The organism is Sphingomonas gilva (assembly GCF_003515075.1).
Classification (GTDB): domain Bacteria; phylum Pseudomonadota; class Alphaproteobacteria; order Sphingomonadales; family Sphingomonadaceae; genus Sphingomonas; species Sphingomonas gilva.
The window spans coordinates 124109-144559 of record NZ_QWLV01000005.1 but is presented as its reverse complement, the minus strand read 5'-3'; the positions used below and the strand labels follow the sequence as shown (position 1 = coordinate 144559).

The 20451-nt window shown below is 67.5% G+C and carries 17 protein-coding genes; 8 read left to right on the top strand and 9 right to left on the bottom strand.

All coding sequences use genetic code 11. The features are described 5' to 3' along the window. Window positions 1-8: 8 nt before the first annotated feature. Together D1610_RS11915 and D1610_RS11910 are read right to left on the bottom strand one after the other, a co-directional pair. Complete coding sequence (locus tag D1610_RS11915; protein WP_118864409.1) at window positions 9-725, bottom strand: N-formylglutamate amidohydrolase; 717 nt, start codon at window positions 723-725, stop codon at window positions 9-11. Continuing rightward, window positions 722-1438 (bottom strand): enoyl-CoA hydratase/isomerase family protein, encoded by a 717-nt coding sequence (locus D1610_RS11910; protein ID WP_118864408.1) that lies wholly within the window; start codon window positions 1436-1438, stop codon window positions 722-724. Before D1610_RS11910 ends, D1610_RS11915 begins: the two co-directional genes overlap by 4 nt. A gap of 48 nt (window positions 1439-1486) precedes the next feature. Here D1610_RS11910 and D1610_RS11905 point away from each other — a divergent pair, with 48 nt between their 5' ends. Further along, entirely contained in the window at window positions 1487-3313 is a 1827-nt protein-coding gene (locus tag D1610_RS11905) for a DUF885 domain-containing protein (protein ID WP_118864407.1), read from the top strand. On the opposite strand, the gene D1610_RS11900 is transcribed toward D1610_RS11905, so the two are convergent. Genes D1610_RS11900 through D1610_RS11890 form a run of 3 tightly spaced genes read right to left on the bottom strand, consistent with a single transcriptional unit; the run spans window position 3306 to window position 7426 of the window. Continuing rightward, window positions 3306-4139, bottom strand: a complete 834-nt coding sequence (locus D1610_RS11900) for a 4-(cytidine 5'-diphospho)-2-C-methyl-D-erythritol kinase (RefSeq protein WP_118864406.1) — start codon at window positions 4137-4139, stop codon at window positions 3306-3308. The two genes, D1610_RS11905 and D1610_RS11900, sit on opposite strands and share 8 nt — an antisense overlap. A 4-nt stretch (window positions 4140-4143) precedes the next feature. After that, window positions 4144-5742, bottom strand: a complete 1599-nt coding sequence (locus tag D1610_RS11895; protein WP_118864405.1) for a tetratricopeptide repeat protein — start codon at window positions 5740-5742, stop codon at window positions 4144-4146. Between the two features lie 28 nt (window positions 5743-5770). After that, window positions 5771-7426, bottom strand: a complete 1656-nt coding sequence (locus tag D1610_RS11890) for an electron transfer flavoprotein-ubiquinone oxidoreductase (RefSeq protein ID WP_118864404.1) — start codon at window positions 7424-7426, stop codon at window positions 5771-5773. Window positions 7427-7557: 131 nt separating this feature from the next. Between D1610_RS11890 and D1610_RS11885 the strand changes: the two genes are divergently transcribed. From D1610_RS11885 to D1610_RS11870, 4 genes are all read left to right on the top strand, one after another. Beyond that, window positions 7558-8247, top strand: coding sequence for a uracil-DNA glycosylase family protein (locus D1610_RS11885; RefSeq protein ID WP_118864403.1), 690 nt, complete (start codon window positions 7558-7560; stop codon window positions 8245-8247). Beyond that, window positions 8244-9992 (top strand): lytic transglycosylase domain-containing protein, encoded by a 1749-nt coding sequence (locus D1610_RS11880; protein WP_245942187.1) that lies wholly within the window; start codon window positions 8244-8246, stop codon window positions 9990-9992. Before D1610_RS11885 ends, D1610_RS11880 begins: the two co-directional genes overlap by 4 nt. Next, complete coding sequence (gene moaB, locus D1610_RS11875; RefSeq protein WP_118864402.1) at window positions 9982-10509, top strand: molybdenum cofactor biosynthesis protein B; 528 nt, start codon at window positions 9982-9984, stop codon at window positions 10507-10509. Before D1610_RS11880 ends, moaB begins: the two co-directional genes overlap by 11 nt. Before the next feature lie 64 nt (window positions 10510-10573). Next, window positions 10574-11053 carry a GAF domain-containing protein gene (locus tag D1610_RS11870; RefSeq protein WP_118864401.1) on the top strand — a complete coding sequence of 160 codons (480 nt, stop codon included), beginning with the start codon at window positions 10574-10576 and terminating at the stop codon, window positions 11051-11053. Window positions 11054-11057: 4 nt separating this feature from the next. On the opposite strand, the gene D1610_RS11865 is transcribed toward D1610_RS11870, so the two are convergent. Next, window positions 11058-11540 carry a YbjN domain-containing protein gene (locus D1610_RS11865; RefSeq protein WP_118864400.1) on the bottom strand — a complete coding sequence of 161 codons (483 nt, stop codon included), beginning with the start codon at window positions 11538-11540 and terminating at the stop codon, window positions 11058-11060. 106 nt (window positions 11541-11646) lie between these two features. On the opposite strand from D1610_RS11865, the gene D1610_RS11860 reads away from it, so the two are divergent. Then, window positions 11647-12726: a PA0069 family radical SAM protein gene (locus D1610_RS11860; protein WP_118864399.1), complete on the top strand. Its 1080-nt coding sequence runs from the start codon at window positions 11647-11649 to the stop codon at window positions 12724-12726. On the opposite strand, the gene D1610_RS11855 is transcribed toward D1610_RS11860, so the two are convergent. From D1610_RS11855 to D1610_RS11845, 3 genes are read right to left on the bottom strand one after another with little or no spacing between them, the layout of a single operon-like run. Then, window positions 12723-13706, bottom strand: coding sequence for a glycoside hydrolase family 5 protein (locus D1610_RS11855; RefSeq protein WP_222927003.1), 984 nt, complete (start codon window positions 13704-13706; stop codon window positions 12723-12725). The two genes, D1610_RS11860 and D1610_RS11855, sit on opposite strands and share 4 nt — an antisense overlap. Then, on the bottom strand, window positions 13703-14230 hold the full coding sequence (locus D1610_RS11850) for a hypothetical protein (protein ID WP_118864398.1): 528 nt from the start codon (window positions 14228-14230) through the stop codon (window positions 13703-13705). The genes D1610_RS11855 and D1610_RS11850 overlap by 4 nt, the downstream gene beginning before the upstream one ends. A gap of 25 nt (window positions 14231-14255) precedes the next feature. After that, window positions 14256-15380, bottom strand: coding sequence for an acyltransferase family protein (locus D1610_RS11845; RefSeq protein ID WP_222927002.1), 1125 nt, complete (start codon window positions 15378-15380; stop codon window positions 14256-14258). A gap of 246 nt (window positions 15381-15626) precedes the next feature. On the opposite strand from D1610_RS11845, the gene D1610_RS11840 reads away from it, so the two are divergent. Together D1610_RS11840 and D1610_RS11835 are read left to right on the top strand one after the other, a co-directional pair. Next, window positions 15627-18845, top strand: coding sequence for a TonB-dependent receptor (locus tag D1610_RS11840; RefSeq protein WP_182466807.1), 3219 nt, complete (start codon window positions 15627-15629; stop codon window positions 18843-18845). Window positions 18846-18931: 86 nt separating this feature from the next. Next, window positions 18932-20449, top strand: coding sequence for a tryptophan halogenase family protein (locus D1610_RS11835; RefSeq protein ID WP_118864396.1), 1518 nt, complete (start codon window positions 18932-18934; stop codon window positions 20447-20449). Window positions 20450-20451 lie beyond the last annotated feature (2 nt).

Genomic DNA, 20451 nt, shown 5'->3' with positions numbered 1-20451 from the left:
CGCGCGTCTCATGTCGCGGAAGGGGTGGTTTGCGCAAGTCTGTTGCGCACGTCGACGACGATCGGGGCGAGAATGTCTGCCCAATGCGTCGCGCCGGCCTCGTCACGGATCAGGTCGTTGCGCACCTCGAACATCAGATAGGGGATGCCGTTCCCTTCGGCATGGCGATTCATCGTGTAGTTGAGCAGGCGGCCCGAATAGGGCTCGTTGTCGCCGGCGAGGATGCCCGCCGCCCCCAGCAGATCGAGCGCGATGCGCGCGGCGCGGTCGTCGTGATTGTAGAGTAGTCCGACCAGCCACGGGCGCGCGCCGGGCCGCTCCTCCAATTCGGGCGTGAAGCTGTGGACGGCGACGAACAGCTCGGGCCGATGCGCGGCGATGGCGTCATGCCAGGGCGTGTGGAAGCGTGCGATGCGATCCGCCGGATCGACCGACGCATTGCCGGGGATGACATGGCCGTCGCTGACGTGCGGGATCAGGCCGTGATGGTCGGGCTCGCGGTGGAGATCAATCACCAGCCGCGATACGGCGCCGAGCAGCGCGGGCGCGTCCAGCCTGGCCGCCAGCGCGCGGGCGAGCGGCGCGGTGCCGATATCGATCGCGATGTGTTTTTCGAGCAGCACCGGATCGATGCCGAGATCGATATCCTCCGGCACATGGGCGGAGGCGTGATCGACGACGATCAGCAGGCCGGGATCATGCCCGTCAATGCGTTCGACGGTCATGTGAAGCGCGGCTTTCGCTTCTCGCGGAAGGCGGCGAGGCCTTCGGCGAATTCGGGGCCGTCGAACGCGGCGTCGAATTCGCCGTCGCCGGCTTCTCCGCGGATCGTCCGGCGGAGCAGCGCGACGGCGCCCGGGCCGTTGGCGGCGATCGCCTCGCCCAGCGTCATCGCGTCGGCTTCCCCGCCGATCATTTCGGCGAGGCCGATGCGCGCGGCCTCGGCGCCGTCGATGCTCGCGGCGCCCAGCAGCAGGCGCGACAACTGGCCGGGCCCGATCAACGCGCCGATGCGGGCGACATCCGCCGCCGGATAGCCGATGCCGAGCCTGGCGGGGGTGATGGCGAAGCGCGCCTCCGGCCCCGCGATGCGGACATCGGCGGCGGCGGCGAGCGCGACCGCGGCGCCGAAGCAGCCGCCCTCGATCAATGCGATCACCGGCGCGGGCGCGTTGGCCAGCCCATCGATCGCGCGGCGCATTGCCTGGCGGAAGGCGGGCCGCGCCGCCGGATCGGCCGCGAGCGCCGCCATCTCCGCGATGTCGGCGCCGGCCGAGAAGCTGCCGGGAACCGCCGATCGCAGGATGATGACACGCGCCTCCACCCCCGCCACGGCGTCGGCCAGCGCGTGCCAGTCGGCGATGCGGAGGGCGTTGCGCGTCGCGGGCTTGTCGAGCGTGAGCGTCACGACGGGGCCGGATTGCGCAAGGCTGATCATCTTCCGCCCTGTTGCAGGCTTGGCGCGGGGATGCCACCAGTTTCATCCATGATCCAGTTCCCTGCCCCCTTCACCCGCCGCACCGCCATGCTGGGCGGTGTCGCGCTTTCCGCCCTGCCCCTCGCCCGGCTCTCCGCGCAGCAGCGGACGCCCTCCCCGCTCGATGCGACGGCCGACCGGCTGCTGCCGCTGTTTCCCGAGACCGCGACCTATAACGGCGTGCCCGGATCGACCGACGGCGGGCCGCTCTCGCGCAGGATGGACGACTGGTCGCCCGCCGGCGAGCAGGCGCGGCGTTCGGCGCTTGCGGCGGAGGCGCAGCGGCTGGCGGCGGTCAGGATCGGCGATCCGGTGCTGGCGCGGCAGGCGGCGATCGTCTCCGCGCTGCTGGAGAACGGCGTGCGCTCCTCGGGCGTGTCCTATGGCCGGATCAATCCCTTCTGGTTCTCCGGCCATGTCCCCTATCTGATCACGCCGGTGGCGGGGCCGCACATCGACACGGTCAACCTGCTCGACAGCCAGCAGCCGGCGAACAGCGCCGCCGCGGTCGACGCCTGGATCGCGCGGCTCGACGATTTCGGGCGCGGCTTCGACGGGGTGATCGCCAAGCTGCGCGCGGATGAGGCCGCGGGATGCCGGCCGCCGCGCGTGCTGCTCGAGAAATCGCTGCCGGTGATCGACCGCTTCCTCGCCGGCCCGGCGCGCGAGCACACGCTGATGCGCTCGCTCGACAAGCGGATGACCGACGCGGGGCTTTCGCCGCGCGTGCGGGCGGCGGCGCTCAAGCGCGCGCGCACCGCGCTGGAGCGGCGCGCGCGGCCGGCCTTTGCGCGTCTGCGCAAGCAGGTCGCCGACATGGTTCCGCGCGGGCGCGCCGAGGATGGCGTGTGGGCGCAGCCCGACGGCGAGGCGCTCTACGCCGCCAATGTCCGCGCGCTGGGCGACACGACGATGTCGGCTGCCGAGGTGCACCAGGTCGGGCTCGACGAGGTCAAGCGGATCACCGCCGAGATGGACCGGCTGCTCACGGCGCGCGGGCTGACCAAGGGCTCGGTCGGCGCGCGGATGGTCGAGCTGGGCAAGGACCCGACGCAGCTGTTCGCCGACAGCGACGCGGGGCGCGCCGAATGCCTCGCCTATGTCGAAAGGATCGTGCGCGCGGCCGAGGCGCGCTATCCCGAGATCGTGCCGCCCGCGCTGGTTCCGCGCGCCAAGCTGGTGGTGAAGCGCGTGCCGGTCGCCAGCCAGGACGGCGCGCCGGGGGGCTATTACGACAGCCCCTCATTGGATGGAATGCGGCCGGGCACCTATTGGATCAACCTTGTCGACATGGCGGCGGTGCCCAAATTCGCGCTGCCGACGCTCAGCTATCACGAAGGCGTGCCGGGGCATCACCTGCAGGGCGCCGTGGCGGCGGCGCAGGGCGAGGCGCCGGTGCTGGTGCGCATCGCCAGCTTCAACGCCTATCAGGAAGGCTGGGCGCTCTATTCGGAGGCGCTGATGGCCGAGCTGGGCGCGTATGCGGACGATCCGGCGGGCGACCTCGGGCGGCTGCAGGACGAGCTGTTCCGCGCGGTGCGGCTGGTGGTCGACACCGGCATGCACCAGCTGCGCTGGAGCCGCGAGCGCGCCATCGAATATATGGCCGCGGCCACGGGCAACCCGCTGAGTTCGGTCACGTCGGAGATCGAGCGTTATATGGCGTGGCCGGGCCAGGCGCTGGGCTACAAGCTGGGCATGATCCGCATCCAGGCGATCCGCGAACGGATGAAGAAGGCCCGGCGGGACCGGTTCGACCTGAAAGCGTTCCATGCCGGCGTGCTGGAGGGCGGCGCGATGCCGATGGCCCTGCTGGAGGCGCGGCTGTTCAGCTGAGGCCGGCGGGCTCGATCCAATAGGTGGGATAAGCGGCGCGAAGCTGCATCAGCGCGCGATCGCGCGACTGTTCGTTGGCGTAGATGGTGAAGCAGGTGGCGCCGGAACCGCTCATCCGCACCACATTCGCGCCGGTTGACGCCATGGCTTCGAGCAGCTCGGCAATCTCCGGGACCAGCGCGATGGCGGACGGCTGGAGGTCGTTGCGGCCGGCGGCGGTGATCGCCGCCGCGTCGCCCCCGGGCAGGCCGCCGCGGTCGATCCCGTCCCACGCTGCGAACACCGGCGCGGTCGCGACGGCGACGCCGGGGTTGGCGAGGATGAGCGGCGCGCCCGCGAGCGCACCTAGGTCCACGGGGCGCAACGCCTCTCCTCGCCCCAAGCCGATCGCGGCGCGGGAGAGCAGGCAGGCGGGCACGTCCGAGCCGAGCCGCGCGGCGCAATCGATCAGCGCGGGATGATCGGCGGATACGTCCCACGCGCGCGCGAGTAGACGCAGCGTGGCGGCGGCGTCGGCCGATCCGCCGCCGATGCCCGAGGCGACGGGCAGCGCCTTGTCGAGGATGAGCGCGAAGGTAGGGTCGCGGCCTAGGACCTCGCCCAGCATTCGCGCCGCGCGGAGGACGAGATTGTCTTGTTCCGCATTCAGTTCCTCGGCGAACCTGCCACCGATCGCCAAGGACAGGGCATCGGCCGGAACGGCGGTGAGCCGGTCGCCGATATCGGCGAAGGCGAACAGCGTCTCGAGGTCATGATACCCGTCAGCAGGCCGCCCGCGGACGTGCAGCGCCAGGTTGAGCTTGGCGGGCGCGAATTCGGCGAACATCGGTTCAGCGCGCGGCGGATTGGAGGCCGTTGCTGATCTTGCCGGCGATCCGCGCCGACGCCTCGTCATCGGCGTAGAGGCGCGCGGCGCGCCAGGCGTAGCGCGCCTCGAAACGACGGCCGACCGCCCAATAGGCGTCGCCGAGATGCTCGTTGATCTCGGGATCGGCGGGCTCGGCCTTGGCGGCCTGCTCCAGCGTCTCGACCGCCTGCTTGTGGCGGCCCTGCATATATTGCGCCCAGCCCAGCGAATCGATGATCGCGCCGTCATCGGGACGCAGCGCCACCGCCTTGGCGATCAGCGCCTCGGCGGCGGCGAGGTTCTCGCCGCGTTCGACCTGCGAATAGCCGAGATAGTTGAGGACCACGGGCTCCTCGGGCGCGGCCGCGAGCGCCGCTTCGAGCAGCGGCTTGGCCTCCGCCCAGCGATCGGCCTGTTCGAGCGCGGCGCCGCGCTGCAGCAGCAGGGTCCATGGCACCGGCCGGCCCTCGGCGCGCAGCGCGTCCGCGGCGCGGCCATATTCGGCCGCGGCCTCGGCATGGCGGCCGGCATTGGTCAGGAGATCGGCATAGCCCGAGATGAAGGCGGGCGCGGCGTCCGGCTCGGTCGCACGGGCGTGGGCGAGCGCCAGCGCGCTATCCGTGTCTCCCATGTCGCTGCGGATCATCGCCGCCTGCGCCGCGGCGAGCGGCGCGAGCGGGCTCGCCTCGCCGATCCGGGCGATCTCGGCGAGCGCGAGCTCGGGCGTGTCCTCGGCCAGCGCGCGCGCCAGCACCAGCCGCGTGCGCGCCTCGTCCGGATCGAGCCTGAGCGCCGCTCGCGACAGCGCGATGCCGAGCAACGAGCCGCCCTCCGCGCCGATATCGGCGGCAAGCTGCGTAAGGAGCAATGCGATCCCCTCGGCGGCGGTGGTCGCACCGTCGCCGCGGCGGCGCTTGTCCCCCAGTTGTTCGCGGGCGCGGACCATCACCGGATCGTTGCCGGTGAGCAGCGCCTCGGCGGTCTGGCGCTGGCCCTTGTCGGCGAGGCGCGCCGCGGCGGCGAGGCGGAGGTCGAGATTGCCGGCATCGGCGCCGAGCGCGGCGCGCGTCGCGGCGACGCCGTCCTCGATCTTTCCTTGCGCGAGGAGGATCAGCGCGCGGTGCGAGCGGGCGTAGCGTGCGCCGATCGGGTTGCCCGCCTCGACATCGAGCAGGGCGGCGGCGTTGTCCTCACCCCTTTCCAGCGCGAGCCAGCCGCGCATCACCGGCGCGAGGAAATCGAGACTGCCGCTGGCGATGCGATCGATCGCCGCCTCGGCCTCCCGCAGGTCGTCCGCGGCAATGGCGGAGGAAAGCAGAAGTATCTCAGCATCATTGGGCGCGACATTGCTACGCCGCAATATGGCGGCCGCCCGGTCGGCGAGCGCCATGTCGCCGACCGTCAGCGCCTGGCGATAGGCGCGGATTGCGATCACCTCGTCGCCGGGCAGCGCGGCGAGCGCGGTGGCATAGCCGGCGGCGGCGAGCCTGGGCCGGCCATCGGCATCGGCGGCGCGGGCGCGCAGATAGGCGGCCATCGCCTTGTGGTCGCCGTCGGTCGCCGCCGGCGCCACGCCGGGCATGGCGAACGCCGCCGACAGAATCAGGGCCTTACATATTCGGATAGTTCGGTCCTCCACCGCCTTCGGGCACGACCCAGTTGATGTTCTGGGTCGGGTCCTTGATGTCGCAGGTCTTGCAGTGCACGCAATTCTGCGCGTTGATAACGAACTTCGGATCGCCCTCGTCCTCGCCCACCACCTCGTATACGCCCGCCGGGCAATAGAGCCGCGCGGGCTCTCCATAAAGCGGCAGGTTGTGCGCAATCGGCACGTCCGCGTCCTTGAGCGTGAGATGGACGGGCTGGTCCTCCTCGTGATTGGTGTTGGAGATGAACACCGAGGAAAGCCGGTCGAAGGTCAGCTTGCCGTCCGGCTTGGGATAGACGGGCGGCTCGACCATGTCCTTGCGCCACAGGCTTTCGTGATCGGCATGGTGCTTCATCGTGAAGGGCATGCGGATGCGCAGATATTCGGCCCACATGGTGACGCCGGCGAGCAGGGTGCCGAGCCCGTCGCCATATTTCTCGACCAGCGGCAGCGTGTTGCGAACCTGGCGCAGCTCCTTGTAAACCCAGCTGTTTTCGTAGGCCGTCGTGTAGTCGGCCAGCTCGTCGGCCTGACGGCCCGCCTTGACCGCGGCGAAAGCGGCTTCCGCCGCCATCATCCCGGTCTTCATCGCGGTATGGGTGCCCTTGATCCGCGGCACGTTGACGAAGCCCGCCGAGCAGCCGATCAGCGCGCCGCCGGGGAAGGTCAGCTTGGGCACCGACTGCCAGCCGCCGTCACTGATCGCGCGCGCGCCGTAGGAGACGCGCTTGCCGCCCTCCAGGATCGCCGCGATCGCCGGGTGCGTCTTCCACTTCTGCATTTCCTGGAAGGGCGAGGTGTGCGGATTGCAATAGTTGAGCCAGGTGACGAATCCGAGCGCCACCTGCCCATTGGACTGATGATAGAGGAAGCCGCCGCCATTGGTCCCCTCGCTCAGCGGCCAGCCCTGGGTGTGGATCACCTTGCCGGGTTCATGCTTGTCAGGAGCAACGTCCCATAATTCCTTGACGCCAAGGCCGTAAACCTGCGGCTGCACGCCTTCGCGCAGGTTGAAGATTCGCTGCAGCTCCTTGGAAAGATGTCCGCGCACGCCCTCTGCGAAGAAGGTGTATCTGGCGTGGAGCTCGAGACCCGGCTGGTAGTCCGGCTTGTGCGTGCCGTCGCGCGCCACGCCCATGTCGCCGGTGGCGACGCCCTTCACCGATCCGTCCTCGTTGAACAGGATCTCGGCCGCGGCGAAGCCGGGGAATATCTCCACGCCAAGCGCCTCCGCCTGCTCGGCCAGCCAGCGGCACATGTTGCCGAGGCTGCCGGTGTAGCAGCCCTCATTGTGCATGAAGGGCGGCGTCAGGAACTCGGGCATGCTGAACTGCCGGGTGGCGGTCAGCACCCAGTGATGGTTTTCGGTGACCGGCACCTCGGCCATGGGGCAGCCCTGGTCGCGCCATTCAGGCAGCAGCTCGTCCAACGCCTTGGGATCGATCACCGCGCCCGACAGGATATGCGCGCCGACCTCGGACCCCTTTTCGAGCACGCACACGGCCAGTTCCGCGCCCGCCTCGTTCGCCAGCTGCTTGAGCCGGATCGCCGCCGAAAGCCCCGCCGGGCCGGCGCCGACGATCACCACGTCATAGGGCATCGACTCGCGTTCGCTCATCCATTCTCTCCTTCGCGCGAGGCCGCCTGGGGAATCGACCGGATTCGGGTCGTCGTGGCAGCACCACGCCGTATCGCTCGCCGTGGTGAAGCGCATTGACGGCGCCGTCAACCGGGAGTCTGGTGCAAAACATGGGTTTTCAGGGGGGAAATGCGCTCGCGAGCGCGCTCGATTGGTGGGCCGAAGCGGGGATCGACACGCTGGTCGACGAGACGCCTCGCAACTGGCTGGCGCGCACGCCGCAGCGCGAGGTTCCAACCGAGCCCAGCCCCGCCGAAACGGCGCTGCCGACGACGCTCGAAGCCTTCATCGCCTGGCGGATCAGCGCGCCCGACATGCCCGAACGCGCCTGGACCCCTCGGCTGATCGCGCCCGAAGGCAATGCCGCCTCCGGTCTTTTCGTGCTGATCGACCAGCCGGACGACGACGCATTGCTTGCCCCCGCCGAGGCGCGGCTGTTCGAACGAATGCTGGCGGCGATCGGGCGCGACCTGGGCGCGGCCTATCTGGCGCCGCTGGCGCACGCCCGCGTCATCGTGCCGCCATCCAGTGAGGCGCGCGCGCGCCTGGCGGAGCTGGCGCTGCACCACATCGCGCTCGCCGCGCCCCGCATGGTGCTCGCGCTAGGCGATGCGGCGAGCCGTGCGCTAACCGGGCTGGGACTCGCCGAGGCACGCGGAAGTTTACGCGCCGTTAACCATTTACCCGGCAATTTCGGGGTGATTGCGACCCATCATCCGCGCTTCCTGCTGGACCGGCCGGCAATGAAGGCGGCGAGCTGGGCCGACCTGCAGCTGCTGAAAGGGGGATTGTCGTCGTGAAGCGTTCGGTGTTGCTTGCCCTGGCGATCATGTCCGCCCTGCCCGTTACCGCCGCCCATGCCGAGGCTGCTCCGCGCCAGACTGCCGAAGCACGGATTCCGCGCCAGCTCAACAACGACGAAAACGCCCGCTTCCGCGCGATCTTCTCCGCGATCGACCGCCAGCAATGGGCCGACGCCGCCGCGCGGATCGACGCCGAGCCGACCAGCGCGCTCGCCCATTTCGCCCGCGCCGAGCTATATCTCGCCAAGGGATCGCCACGCGTCGAGCTGCCGCAGCTGCTGGCACTCCTGTCCGCCGCGCCCACCCTGCCCCAGGCCGAGCAGCTCGCCCGGCTGGCCAAGATCCGCGGGGCGACCGATCTGCCCGATCTACCCGACGAGCAACGGCTGATCTGGGCGGGCGGCGCGCCGGTGCGCGGCCGCGCCGACGCGAGCAAGGACGCAGCCGCCGCCGCGCTTGCCGAGCAGATGGCGCCGCTGATCAAGGACGACCGCGCCGAGGAGGCCGAGGCGCTGCTCGCCGAGAATGCCGACGCGCTCTCCCCAGAGGCGCGCACCGAGTGGCAGGCCCGGGTCGCGTGGATCTATTATCTGGTCGGCGACGATCGGAACGCCCGCCGCATGGCCGCGTCAGCGCAGCGCGGCGCCGGCGAATGGGCGGCGCAGGCCGACTGGACGCAGGGTCTGGCCTCTTGGCGGATGAACGATTGCGCCGCGGCGGGCCAGGCGTTCCAGACGGTCGCCCAGCGCGCCGGTGACGTCGAGCTGCGCGCCGGCGGGCATTATTGGGCCTCGCGCGCCTCGATGCGCTGCGGCCGTCCTGACCTGGTTCAAAGCCAGTTGCGCGGCGCGGCGGCGTTCGACGAGACCTTCTACGGCCAGCTTGCGCGCGGGGCGCTGGGCATGGACGCGGCGCCGTCGCATCGCATGCCGCTCGCGCCGGCCGAATGGGCAAGCCTCGAGAACCGGCCCAACGTCCGCATCGCCGCGGCGCTCACGGAGATCGGCGAGGCGCGGCTGGCGGACGAGACGCTGCGCCACCAGGCGCGGATCGGCGCGGCGGCGGATCATACCGCGCTGCTCCACCTCGCTTCGCGGCTCGACCTCGCCGCGACGCAATTATGGCTGTCGCACAACTGCCCGAACGGGGTGCGTCCGCCGGTAATGGCGCGCTATCCCGCGCCCGACTGGACACCCGAGGGTGGCCTTAGGGTCGATCGTTCGCTGCTGTTCGCCCACGCCCTTCAGGAATCGCGCTTCCGCACCGAAGTCGTCAGCCCCGCCGGCGCATATGGTTTGATGCAGATCATGCCGGCGGCGGCGATCGATTATTCGCGGCGCACCGGCAAGGCGATCGACCGCGCCGCGCTGCGGCTGCCGGCGATCAACATGGCGATCGGCCAGAGCCATCTGGAGGCGCTGCGCGACCGCCCCGGAACCGGCGGGCTGCTGCCCAAGGTGATCGCCGCGTTCAACGCCGGGCTGACCCCGGTCGAGCGCTGGAATCTCTCCTCGCGCGACAAGGGCGATCCGCTGCTCTACATCGAATCGATCCCCTATTGGGAAACGCGCGGCTATGTCGGCACGGTGCTGCGCAACTATTGGATGTATCAGCAGCAGGCGGGCGTGGAGCCGATCAGCCGCGCGGCGCTGGTCCAGGGCATGTGGCCGCGCTTCCCCGGCATCGGCGGGCCGACCGCGGTGCGGCTCGATTCGGTGGCGGGCGTCGCCAGTGCCAATTGACGAGGGCGCGGCGTTCCTTCCGGTAAGGATCGCGGTGCTGACGGTTTCGGACACGCGGACGGCGGAGGACGACCGTTCGGGCGACACGCTGGTCGCGCGGCTGGAGGCGGCTGGGCATGTGCTCGCCGACCGCGCGATCGTGCGCGACGACGTCGATCGCATCGTCTCCCGCCTGCACGGCTGGATCGAGGACGAGAGCATCGATTGCGTGATCGCCACCGGCGGCACCGGCGTCACCGGGCGCGACGTGACGCCAGAAGCGCTGGCGCGCGTGCGCGACAAGGAGATCGAGGGCTTCGGCGAGCTGTTCCGCTGGCTGAGCTATCAGTCGATCGGCACCTCCACGGTACAGTCGCGCGCCACCGCCTGCGTCGCGCGCGGCACCTATATCTTCGCGCTGCCGGGATCGACCGGCGCCGTGAAGGACGGGTGGGACGGCATCCTCGCGAGCCAGCTCGACAGCCGCCATCGCCCCTGCAACTTCGTCGAGCTGATGCCGCGGCTGATGGAGCGATAGGACCCAACCCATTTTATTGCGGCCGCCGATCCCTTCGGTCATATTCGCGCGATCGAGGGGGCAGATGACACCGGACGAGTTCGCGCTGCTGCGCGACGATGACACGATCAGGACGATGCTGGAGGCAGTCTGCCGCACCACGCGGATGGGCTTCGCCGCGGTCGCACGCGTGACCGAGGAACAATGGATTGCCTGCCAGGTGGCGGACAGGATCGAGTTCGGGCTCGATCCCGGCGACGAGCTCGCGATCAAGACGACGATCTGCGACGATATCCGGCGGACCGGCAAGGGCGTGATCATCGACGATGTCGATGCCGAGCAGCAGTGGCGCACGCATCCGGTGCCGATCCTCTATGGCTTCAAGAGCTATATCTCGCTTCCTATCATCCGCGAGGACGGCAGCGTCTTCGGCACGATCTGCGCGATCGATCCCGAGCCGCGGACGCTGCGATCGAGCGAGATCGTCGCGGTGATGGAGGACTATGCCAGGCGGATCGCCGCGATCCTCGACGGCGCTCCCGTGGAGGCCGAATACGGCGAATAGCCCCTCACCCATTCTCCGCGAAGAATTTGGACGCCTCACCGAGCATCACCTGCCACCAGTCGACCACGTCGGCGAAATTGGCCGGATTGATGCCGCCTTCGGTGGTGACGTCGTAGGATAGCGACATGGTCTTGTCCTCCTTGACCGACATCTGGGCGAAGCGCTTCACCGCGTTCCACTTGTTGGCGTAATCGGGCGTGTGCACGTCGGCGGCCTTCCAGCCGGCGCGGAACTGCAGCGAGGTGCAGTCCTTGCCCGCCTTGCAGCCATAGAAGTAGATGTCGAAATCATAGCCCGACGCGGCGCTGGCGATCGTCGGGTCGCCGGTCGAGTCCTTGTCCAGCTTGGCCTTGAATCCGGCAGCGGCGAGCGCGGCGACGACGGTCTGCGGATCGGCCGCACACACCGTGTTGGCCGGACACGCGGCATTCGCCGCCGTCGACCCGATCCACAACGCCGCCGCGCCGCAAAAGAAACGTCGTCTCATTGCTGACTCCCCATTGCCCCGGCGCAGAGGCTGGCAACGAACGCGGATCGCCGCAAGTGCGATTGTTGTTCTTGATATGTTCTAGAGATGGGTCTATCGCTGGTTCATGGTCCAGACGAGACGGCCGGCGCGCGGCGCGACGCTCAACATGCTGAGCGACCGCTTCAATCTCGCCGCGCGCGAGGCCGATGGCGACTGGCTTGACGCGCGCGAGGGGATCGATGGCGCGCCGCCGCCGCTGCGGACCACCGTGACGGTCGAGCGACCGAAAACGATCATCGCGCGCAATCAGTCGCCGGACCTGCCGTTCGATCGGTCGATCAATCCCTATCGCGGCTGCGAACATGGCTGCGTCTATTGCTTCGCGCGGCCGACGCACGCGTTTCACGATCTGTCGCCGGGGCTCGATTTCGAGACCAGGCTGTTCGCCAAGCCCGACGCCGCCGAACTGTTGCGGGCGGAGCTCGCCAAGCCCTCATATACGTGCACGCCGATGGCGATGGGGACCAACACCGATCCCTATCAGCCGATCGAGGGCAAGTGGCGCGTGACGCGCGGCGTGCTGGAGGTGCTCGCCGAATGCGATCATCCCGTCGTCATCACCACCAAGTCGGACCGGGTGGTGCGCGATATCGATCTGCTGGCGCCGATGGCGGCCAAGGGGCTGGCGGGGGTGGCGATCTCCGTCACATCGCTCGACACGCGGATCGCGATGACGCTCGAGCCGCGCGCGCCGCATCCCGAACGCCGGCTGACCGCGGTGCGGCGGCTGGCCGATGCGGGCATCCCGACCTTCGTCAACATGGCTCCGGTGATCCCCGCGATCACCGATCACGAGGTGGAGGCAATCGTCGGCCGCGCGGCGGAGGCCGGGGCGATCGGCGTCTCCTTCATCCCGGTGCGGCTGCCCTGGGAGGTCGCGCCGCTGTTCCGCGCCTGGTTGGACGCGCATTTTCCCGAACGCGCGGGCAAGGTGATGGCCACCATCCAGTCGCTGCGCGAGGGCAAGGACAATGATCCCGGCTACTTCACCCGCATGCGCGGGTCCGGCCCTTGGGCGGACCTGCTGCGCACACGCTTCCTGATCGCGCGCCGGAAGCATGGCATCGAACGCAACAGCGAGAAGATGCGGCTGAGGACCGACCTGTTCCGCAAGCCGAGCGGGCCGCAGGGAGAATTGTTCTAACCGATCGCACTCCGACGACGCAGCATTTCGCGCACGAGGCGGCCCGATGGCGACAATGCCTCGTCCTTCCAGCCTCCCTTTGCCGCCGCGCCCGGGAGCAACGCCGCGGATGTCTCATCCTTGTCGGCAATCGACCAGTTGGCGTGACTGATGCTCCGCTCGTTCAAAAAATCGAGCCATTCGCGGCTTTCGTTCCAGGCCAGCCGGTCGTCGCCGGTCGCCTCGCTCGTTCCCCATTCGGTGACGAACAGCGCGACGCCGCGATCGAGGGCCTTCTGCGCCTTGTCGCGCAAGTGCTGGCCGTGCGAACCGGCATAGAAATGCAATGTGTAAGCGGTGTTGGCGTCGCCCAGCGGGTCGGCGGCCGCCTCGTCCACTTCCTGCGACCAGCTGCGCGTGCCGGCGACGATCAGATTGTCGGGGTCGGCGGCGCGGATGCGCGCGGCCACGGCCTGATGGTAGGGCATGAGGACGGTCTTCCACCCATGTTCGGGCAACGGCTCGTTATAGGGTTCGTAGATGATGTTGGGATGGCCGCCATATCTGGTCGCGATCGATGCGAAGAAATCCGCCGCCGCCTCTGGCTCCGGCTGGTGGGCATGCCAATCGACGATGACGTAGACGCCGAGTTCAACGGCGGCTTCGATCACCGCCTCCACCTTGGCGCGCTCGCGGGAGGGGTTGGTCATGTAGCCGCCCTGATGCACTGCCATCGCGGCGCGGACGACGGAGATGTTCCAGTCGTCGCGAAGCCAGCGGACGGCATCGGCATTGTAGAATTGCCCCATCCACTGGCTCCAGAACAGCGACATCCCGCCGAGCTGGACCGGCCGGCCATGATCGCCGACGATGCGATTGCCTTGCACGCGCAGCCGCCCGTGCCGCTCGACCGGCGACTTTCCGGATGCGCGCAGCGGCGTCGCCAGAGTGGAAAGCGCGAGCGCCGATCCGAGCAGCGCGCGGCGGGAAAGCATCGTCATTTCGCCAGTTTCATCACGAAGGCGGGCCCGAGATCGATCTTCTGCGCGGCGCCGCCGAGCTGCAAGGCGACATTGGTCGATCCGGCGGCGTGATCCGCCGCCGCGGTGCCGGTGATGCTGACCAGCTTCCATTCGCCGCCAAGCGTCACGCTGCCCGCGACGATCGGCGCGTAAGGCGGGCTCGCCACCTGGAGGATCGTCGGGATCTCGGCGCTGCCGCCCGTGCCTCCCGATTCGAGCCTCGCCCAGAAGGCGACGACGAGACGGTCGCCCTTGGCGATGGCGCCGCTGATCGGGGTCGATGCGCCGACATCCCAGACGTTCGCCTGCGCCTTGGCGACGTCGATCCGCATCGCGCCGCCGCCCTGCACATTATCGTCCTTGCGCAGCTTGTGCGTCTGGCCCGCACCGTAGACGTTCCAGCTTTCCACCGACGGCGTGTTGAGCATCGTCTCCGATTGCGCCGACAGCGCGACCGGTGCGGACGCCAGCATCGCCAGCACAAGAATGGCCGATCGAATCATTGTGAGCCTCCCCTGCCCGTTCCCCTCAAATCTTGATGATCCAGCCGTTGCGGCGCAACCAGGCGACGAAGGCCCAGAGGAGCGCCATGTAGATCAGTACCGGCGCGAGCGATGCGATGGCGGGCGGCGCCCAGCCGAGCATCCATCGATAGGGCGCGAGCAGCAGATCCCAGCCGAGCAGGCTGCCGGTCACCATGTGCAGCACATAGGCGGCGATCGCGTTCGATCCGAAGGCCGTCGCCACGCTCACGGGAAAGCAATCGGCCTTTTCCGGGCCGCGGCCGTCGAGCAGGACGTGCAACCCCACCAGCGCCAGCGTCGTCAGCCCGCAGGTGACGAGGACGAAGCTGCTGGACCAGATGTCCTTGATGATCGGGAACGCCAGACCCCACACCAGCCCCAGGGCGAACATCGCCGCGCCAGCCGCGGCGAGCATGGCGGCGAAGCGGCGCTCGCGGCGCATCAGATATTCGCCGAGCGCGACGCCGATCAGGCCGTGCGCGATGGCGGGAAGCGTGCCGAGCAGCCCTTCAGGGTCGTAACCCTCGGGGCCCTTCACATAATTATGCCCGCCGGCGCCCAGCAGCACGCGATCGACCGAGGCGACGAAGTTATGGCCGCGCTGCCATATGTCGTTGGGCAGGCCGTCCAGCGCGGGAACCAGCGTGAGCGGCCAATACAGCACGAGCACTGCGACTATGAGGACGATCCGGGCACGCGCTCCGGCGACGAGAAACAGCGCGGCGCACGCGCCGTACACCAGCGCGATGCGCTGCAGCACGCCCCACAGCCGCCATTCGCCGGATTCGAAGTCGGCGAACCAGTAGATGTTGGACAACAGGAAGCCGAGCACGAACAGCCGGATGGTTCGCCCGCCGATCCGCTCCGCCTGTGCGCGGTCCAGCCCGCCACCCGTTTTGGCGCGGGCAAGCGCCATCGGGATGGAGACGCCGACCATCATCAGGAACGCTGGAAATACCGTGTCGGCCAGGGTCAATCCCTGCCAGCTCGCGTGCAGCAGGGTCGAATAGACCGTTGCCTGCTGACCGTAGAACATGCCGGCGGCCGAGTTGACCAGGATCATTCCCATCACCGCCAGACCGCGCAGCGCGTCGAGCGATACCAATCGGCCCCGATTGTAATCCGCCACCGCATCCCCCGTACGTTGCGCAATCCCGATACAGCGCGTCCCGCCGCACAGCAATTTTATGATAGACACTGTAAGAAGTTTGTAGTCTATTGGAAAGTGCCAAAGGCGAATTGGTCATAACCAATCGCTCGTGCCGGGCGGGGGCCCGAAATAGAAAGAGCTAGGGAGCAGCGGCACATGAAGCGTTGTGGGGAAACGTCACCTTTCAAACGGGCCAGGCTGATGAGCGGGGTGTGCGGCGCGGCCATGCTGGCAATGGTCGCGGCGCCCGCCGCGGCGCAAGAGACCGAAGCCGACCCGCAGGCGCCCGGCATTCAGGAAGCGCCGGCCGAGGACGACCAGACCCCCGACGACATCATCGTCATGGGTATTCGGCAGAACCTGGAATCGGCGCAGGCGCGTAAACGCAATGCGGACACGGTGGTCGATTCGCTGACGGCGGACGAGATCGGGTCCTTCCCCGACAAGTCGGTCGCGGAGGCGCTGCAGCGCGTGGCGGGCATCACCGTCAGCCGCTTCGCCGGCACCGACGACACCTCGCACTTCTCCGCCGAACCTTCGGGCGTGATCGTCCGCGGGCTTCCCCAGGTCCGCTCCGAGTTCAACGGGCGCGACACCTTTTCCGCCAATTCCAGCCGCGGGCTTTCCTATTCGGACATCTCGCCCGAGCTGCTCGCCGGCGTCGACACGTACAAGAACCAGACCGCCGAGCTGATCGAGGGCGGCATCGCCGGCACGATCAACCTGCGCACGCGCCTGCCCTTCGACCAGAAGGACCTGTTCTCCGTCTCCGCCGATCTCAGCTACGGCGACATCGCGGAGGAAGCGACGCCGGCCTTTTCCGGCATTTTCTCGAAACGGTTCGAGACAGACATGGGCGAGTTCGGCGTGATGCTGAACGGCGCCTATTCGCAGGTGAAGACCGGCAGCCAGGGCGTGCAGTTCAACCGCATGGGCATTTTCGACCTGCCCGAAGGGACCGACGCGGAGGGCAACACCACCTATGTCTTCGGACCCGGGCAGCAATATATCCCTAGCGGCATCTGGATGCGCGACAATCTGTACGACAGGAAGCGCTACGGCATTTCCGCCGCGGCGCAGTGGCGCTCCAACGACGGCGGCAAGGAGCTGTCGCTTCAATATAATCGCTCTCAATACGACAACAGCTGGCGCGAGCGGTCAGTCTACTCAAGCGCGTTCGACCTGTTCGGGCTGCCGACCGACTATGTGGTCACCGACCCGACGCTGATCGCGCCTCTGACGGGCACCGATCCGTTCACCTTTGACGACGAGGGCAATTTCCTCACCGGATGGTGGTCGCCCATCCGCCCCTATGTCGGCGAAGGCGACGCCAATCTTGGCCTCGGCGTGAACGAGGATGGCGAGGCGTTCTTCAACCGTTGCTATACCTGGGAAACGACCTGTACCCAAGGGCAACGGCGCGCGCCGCAGATCGATGCGGCTTCGAACGCGCTTCGCAACAAGCAATATACCCAGGATATCGGCGCCAATTTCCGTTGGGACGTGAGCGACCGTCTGGGGCTGCGCTTCGATGTGCAATATGTCACGTCGGAGGTGAAGAACTATAACGCTTCTGTCACCACGCGCACGTTCGCCAACACCTATGTCGACCTGTCAGGCGAATATCCGCGCCTGGAGATCGTTCCCGACGTCGGTGAGAACATCAATCTTTCGAGCGGCGGGATCGCCAATCCCAACAACTATCATTATTACGCCGTCACCGATCATACCGAGGACAGCGAGGGCGAGGAAATCGCGCTGAGGCTGGATACCGATTACGAGTTCGATTCGGATTGGCTCCATTCACTCCGCATGGGTGTTCGCTATGCTGACCGAGACCAGGAAGTGAAGTGGGGTGCGTATAACTGGGCGAACATCGCCAACAACTGGACCTATACCCAGGCATCCTATTTCAACATCGATCGCCCGATCTATCCGTCCGGGAGTTACGAGACGGCCGGCTTCAGTGACGATTTCTTCGCAGGCAACCAGCTCAATGTGAATGATTTCGTGTTCTTCAACATGGACAGGCTAGAGAATCGCGAAGATTTGGCTGCGGCGCTCGGCCGGCCGTCGATCGGTGTCGGCGAATATTATCCGATCTGCTCAGGCCAGGGCAATCCGGGACGTGCAGGCGAATCCGTGACGGACGAGTTTGGCTGCTACCTGCCGAGCGAGGTGCTGCGAATCAGCGAGCGCACCATGGCGACCTACGCCATGCTCAAATTCGGCGGGCCGAATGCGCGAATGGGCGATATCGGTATATCGGGCAATATTGGCATCCGGCTGGTTTGGACCCGCGAAAAAACCGACGGTTCGTTCACGTTCCCCAGCGCCTTCGATTCCGCTGCGCTGTCTTGCCAGCGAGGGGAGGATCCCGACGGAAATCCAACCGCGACCGCCGGTTGCGTTACCGGGCCAGACGAGATCGCCTTCAACGACGGCACCGTCATTCCGGGCAGGGTCCGGGTGGAGCATTTCAATGCGCTGCCCAGCTTCAATCTCAAGCTCGATCTGACAGACAAGCTGGTCAGTCGCTTCGCCTATTCGCGTGCGATGTCGCGGCCCGACTTGGGGTTGCTGCGCAACTATGAAACGGTCAGCCGGGTCGCACCGAACCTAGCCGACCGCAACAATCCACTGATCACCTATAACGACGCGGGCGAAGCGATCGCCTATGATTTCCAATATACCGGCCGAGCGGGCAATCCGTATCTGAAGCCGATCGTGGCCGACCAGTTCGACCTGACGCTGGAATATTATTTCAATGCGTCCGGTTCCTTGACCGGCACCGTGTTCTACAAGAACTTCAAGAACTACATTCAGCTCGGCACCTATAATCTGACCGTCACCAACAATGGCGTGACCCGCGATGTGCTGATGCAGCGCCCCGACAATGGCGACGGGGCCAAGATCAAGGGCGTCGAGGTCGCCTTCAGCACCTTCTTCAACTTCCTCCCCTCGCCGCTCGACGGGTTCGGCGTGCAGGCCAACTACACCTATGTCGACAATGACGGGATCGAGACCATCAACCTGGTCAGCGAGACCGCCGCGGGCACAGCCGGCAACGGCGTCAGCTACGACACCACGGCGGTCAAGGCGAACGCGCTGGAAGGCATTTCCGACCATTCGTTCAACCTGATCGGCATGTACGAGAAGGGCCGGCTGTCGGTGCGCGCGGCCTATAACTGGCGATCCGAATATCTCGTCACCGCGGTCGATTGCTGCGTGGGCCTGCCGATGTGGCAGGATTCAGCGGGCTTCTTCGACGCCTCGATCCGCTACCGGGTGACCGACTGGATGGAGTTGAGCGTACAGGGCAGCAATCTGCTCGGCACCGATACGGTGTTGAAGCAGCAGATCGACAGCGACGGCACGCTCAAGCCCGCGTCCTGGTTCAAGAACGATCGGCGCGTGCAGGCGGGCATCCGCGTGACGTTGTGAAGGCCAAGGGGGCGCGGCCGGGGGACGTAGCGTCTTCCGGCCAAGCCCCTTTACCATGGCGACAGCGCCTCTAGTCTGATCGGCGGATGAGCAAACCGGTTGATATCGTCATCGTCGGCGGCGGCACCTCCGGCTGGATGTGCGCCGCGGCGCTGATCGCCAAGCTGGATCCCCGCCGCTACCGCGTTCGCCTGATCGAATCCGACGAGATCGGCACGGTGGGCGTCGGCGAGGCGACGCTGCCACAGATGAAAGAGTTCAACGATTTCGTCGGCATCGACGAGGTCGCATTCATGCGGGCCACGCAGGCGACGTTCAAGCTGGGCATCGAGTTCGTCGGCTGGGGCAAGCCCGGCGAGAGCTATATCCATCCGTTCGGCACCTTCGGCCGGCCGATCGGCGACGCCGACTTCTTCCAATATTGGTCGCGCGCGCGGGCGACCGGCCATGCGGAGGCGCTTTCGGACTATTGCTTTCCTATCGCCGCGGCGAAGGCAGATCGCTTCACCAAGCCGGAGAGCGGCGGGGCGCCCGATATCCGCACCGCCTATTCCTATGCCTATCATCTCGACGCCTTCCTCTACGCCCGCTTCCTGCGTGGCTGGGCGGAGGCGCGCGGGCTCGAACGGATCGAGGGGCGGATCGTCGATGTCGCGCGCGATGAGCGCGATGACGGCATCGCCTCGGTCGCGCTCGCCTCAGGCGCGGTGATCGCGGGCGACCTGTTCGTCGATTGCTCGGGCTTCAGGGCGCTGCTGATCGGCCAGACGCTGGGCGTGCCGTTCGAAAGCTGGGCGGAGTGGCTGCCGTGCGACCGCGCCCAGGCGGTTCCATGCGATCGCGCCGGCGCCTTTACCCCCTATACGCGATCGACCGCACGCAAGGCGGGCTGGCAGTGGCGCATCCCGCTGCAGCACCGCACGGGGAACGGCATCGTCTATTCGAGCGCGCATATCGGCGACGACGAGGTGGCGGAGACGCTGCTCGCCAATCTCGACGGCGCGGCGCAGGCGTCTCCGCGCGTGCTGCGCTTCGAGGCGGGCAAGCGCGCGCTATCGTGGAAGCATAATTGCGTCGCGATCGGGCTGGCCAGCGGCTTCCTCGAGCCGCTCGAATCGACCAGCATCTACCTGGTGCAGATGGGGATCATCTATTTGCTGACGCTGCTGCCGGGCGGCCGCCGTCCCGATCCTGCGCTCGTCGCCGAGTTCAACCGCACGATCGACGTCGAATATGACCGGATTCGCGATTTCCTGATCCTCCATTATCACGCCAACCAGCGCGAAGATTCCGAGCTGTGGCGGCACTGCCGGGAAATGGCGCTGCCCGATACGCTGACGGCCAAGATCGAGCGTTTCCGTCATCGCGGCCATGTCGCGACCTATCGCGACGGGCTGTTCGGCGCGCCGAGCTGGCACGCTGTGTTCGTCGGACAGAATGTCGTTCCCCAAGGCCATGACCGGCTGGCCGATCGCCTGCCATCGGCCGATCTGGTTCAGCGGCTCAGATCGCTGCGCGCGGATATCGAAGCGGGCGTGCAGGCGATGCCCGGCCATGACGAGTTCGTCCGCGGCTATTGCCCGGCGGACCCGCTTCCCGCGTGACG

Excerpts from the sequence above, each read along its gene's own strand:
- D1610_RS11905 (WP_118864407.1), top strand. The coding sequence starts at position 1,487 with ATGATCCAGTTCCCTGCCCCCTTCACCCGCCGCACCGCCATGCTGGGC.
- D1610_RS11865 (WP_118864400.1), bottom strand. The coding sequence starts at position 11,540 with ATGAGACGACGTTTCTTTTGCGGCGCGGCGGCGTTGTGGATCGGGTCG.
- D1610_RS11900 (WP_118864406.1), bottom strand. The coding sequence starts at position 4,139 with ATGTTCGCCGAATTCGCGCCCGCCAAGCTCAACCTGGCGCTGCACGTC.
- D1610_RS11890 (WP_118864404.1), bottom strand. The coding sequence starts at position 7,426 with ATGAGCGAACGCGAGTCGATGCCCTATGACGTGGTGATCGTCGGCGCC.
- D1610_RS11915 (WP_118864409.1), bottom strand. The coding sequence starts at position 725 with ATGACCGTCGAACGCATTGACGGGCATGATCCCGGCCTGCTGATCGTC.
- D1610_RS11860 (WP_118864399.1), top strand. The coding sequence starts at position 11,647 with ATGGTCCAGACGAGACGGCCGGCGCGCGGCGCGACGCTCAACATGCTG.
- D1610_RS11895 (WP_118864405.1), bottom strand. The coding sequence starts at position 5,742 with ATGCCCGGCGTGGCGCCGGCGGCGACCGACGGCGACCACAAGGCGATG.
- D1610_RS11885 (WP_118864403.1), top strand. The coding sequence starts at position 7,558 with ATGGGTTTTCAGGGGGGAAATGCGCTCGCGAGCGCGCTCGATTGGTGG.
- D1610_RS11835 (WP_118864396.1), top strand. The coding sequence starts at position 18,932 with ATGAGCAAACCGGTTGATATCGTCATCGTCGGCGGCGGCACCTCCGGC.
- D1610_RS11840 (WP_182466807.1), top strand. The coding sequence starts at position 15,627 with ATGCTGGCAATGGTCGCGGCGCCCGCCGCGGCGCAAGAGACCGAAGCC.
- D1610_RS11910 (WP_118864408.1), bottom strand. The coding sequence starts at position 1,438 with ATGATCAGCCTTGCGCAATCCGGCCCCGTCGTGACGCTCACGCTCGAC.
- D1610_RS11850 (WP_118864398.1), bottom strand. The coding sequence starts at position 14,230 with ATGATTCGATCGGCCATTCTTGTGCTGGCGATGCTGGCGTCCGCACCG.
- D1610_RS11870 (WP_118864401.1), top strand. The coding sequence starts at position 10,574 with ATGACACCGGACGAGTTCGCGCTGCTGCGCGACGATGACACGATCAGG.
- D1610_RS11855 (WP_222927003.1), bottom strand. The coding sequence starts at position 13,706 with ATGACGATGCTTTCCCGCCGCGCGCTGCTCGGATCGGCGCTCGCGCTT.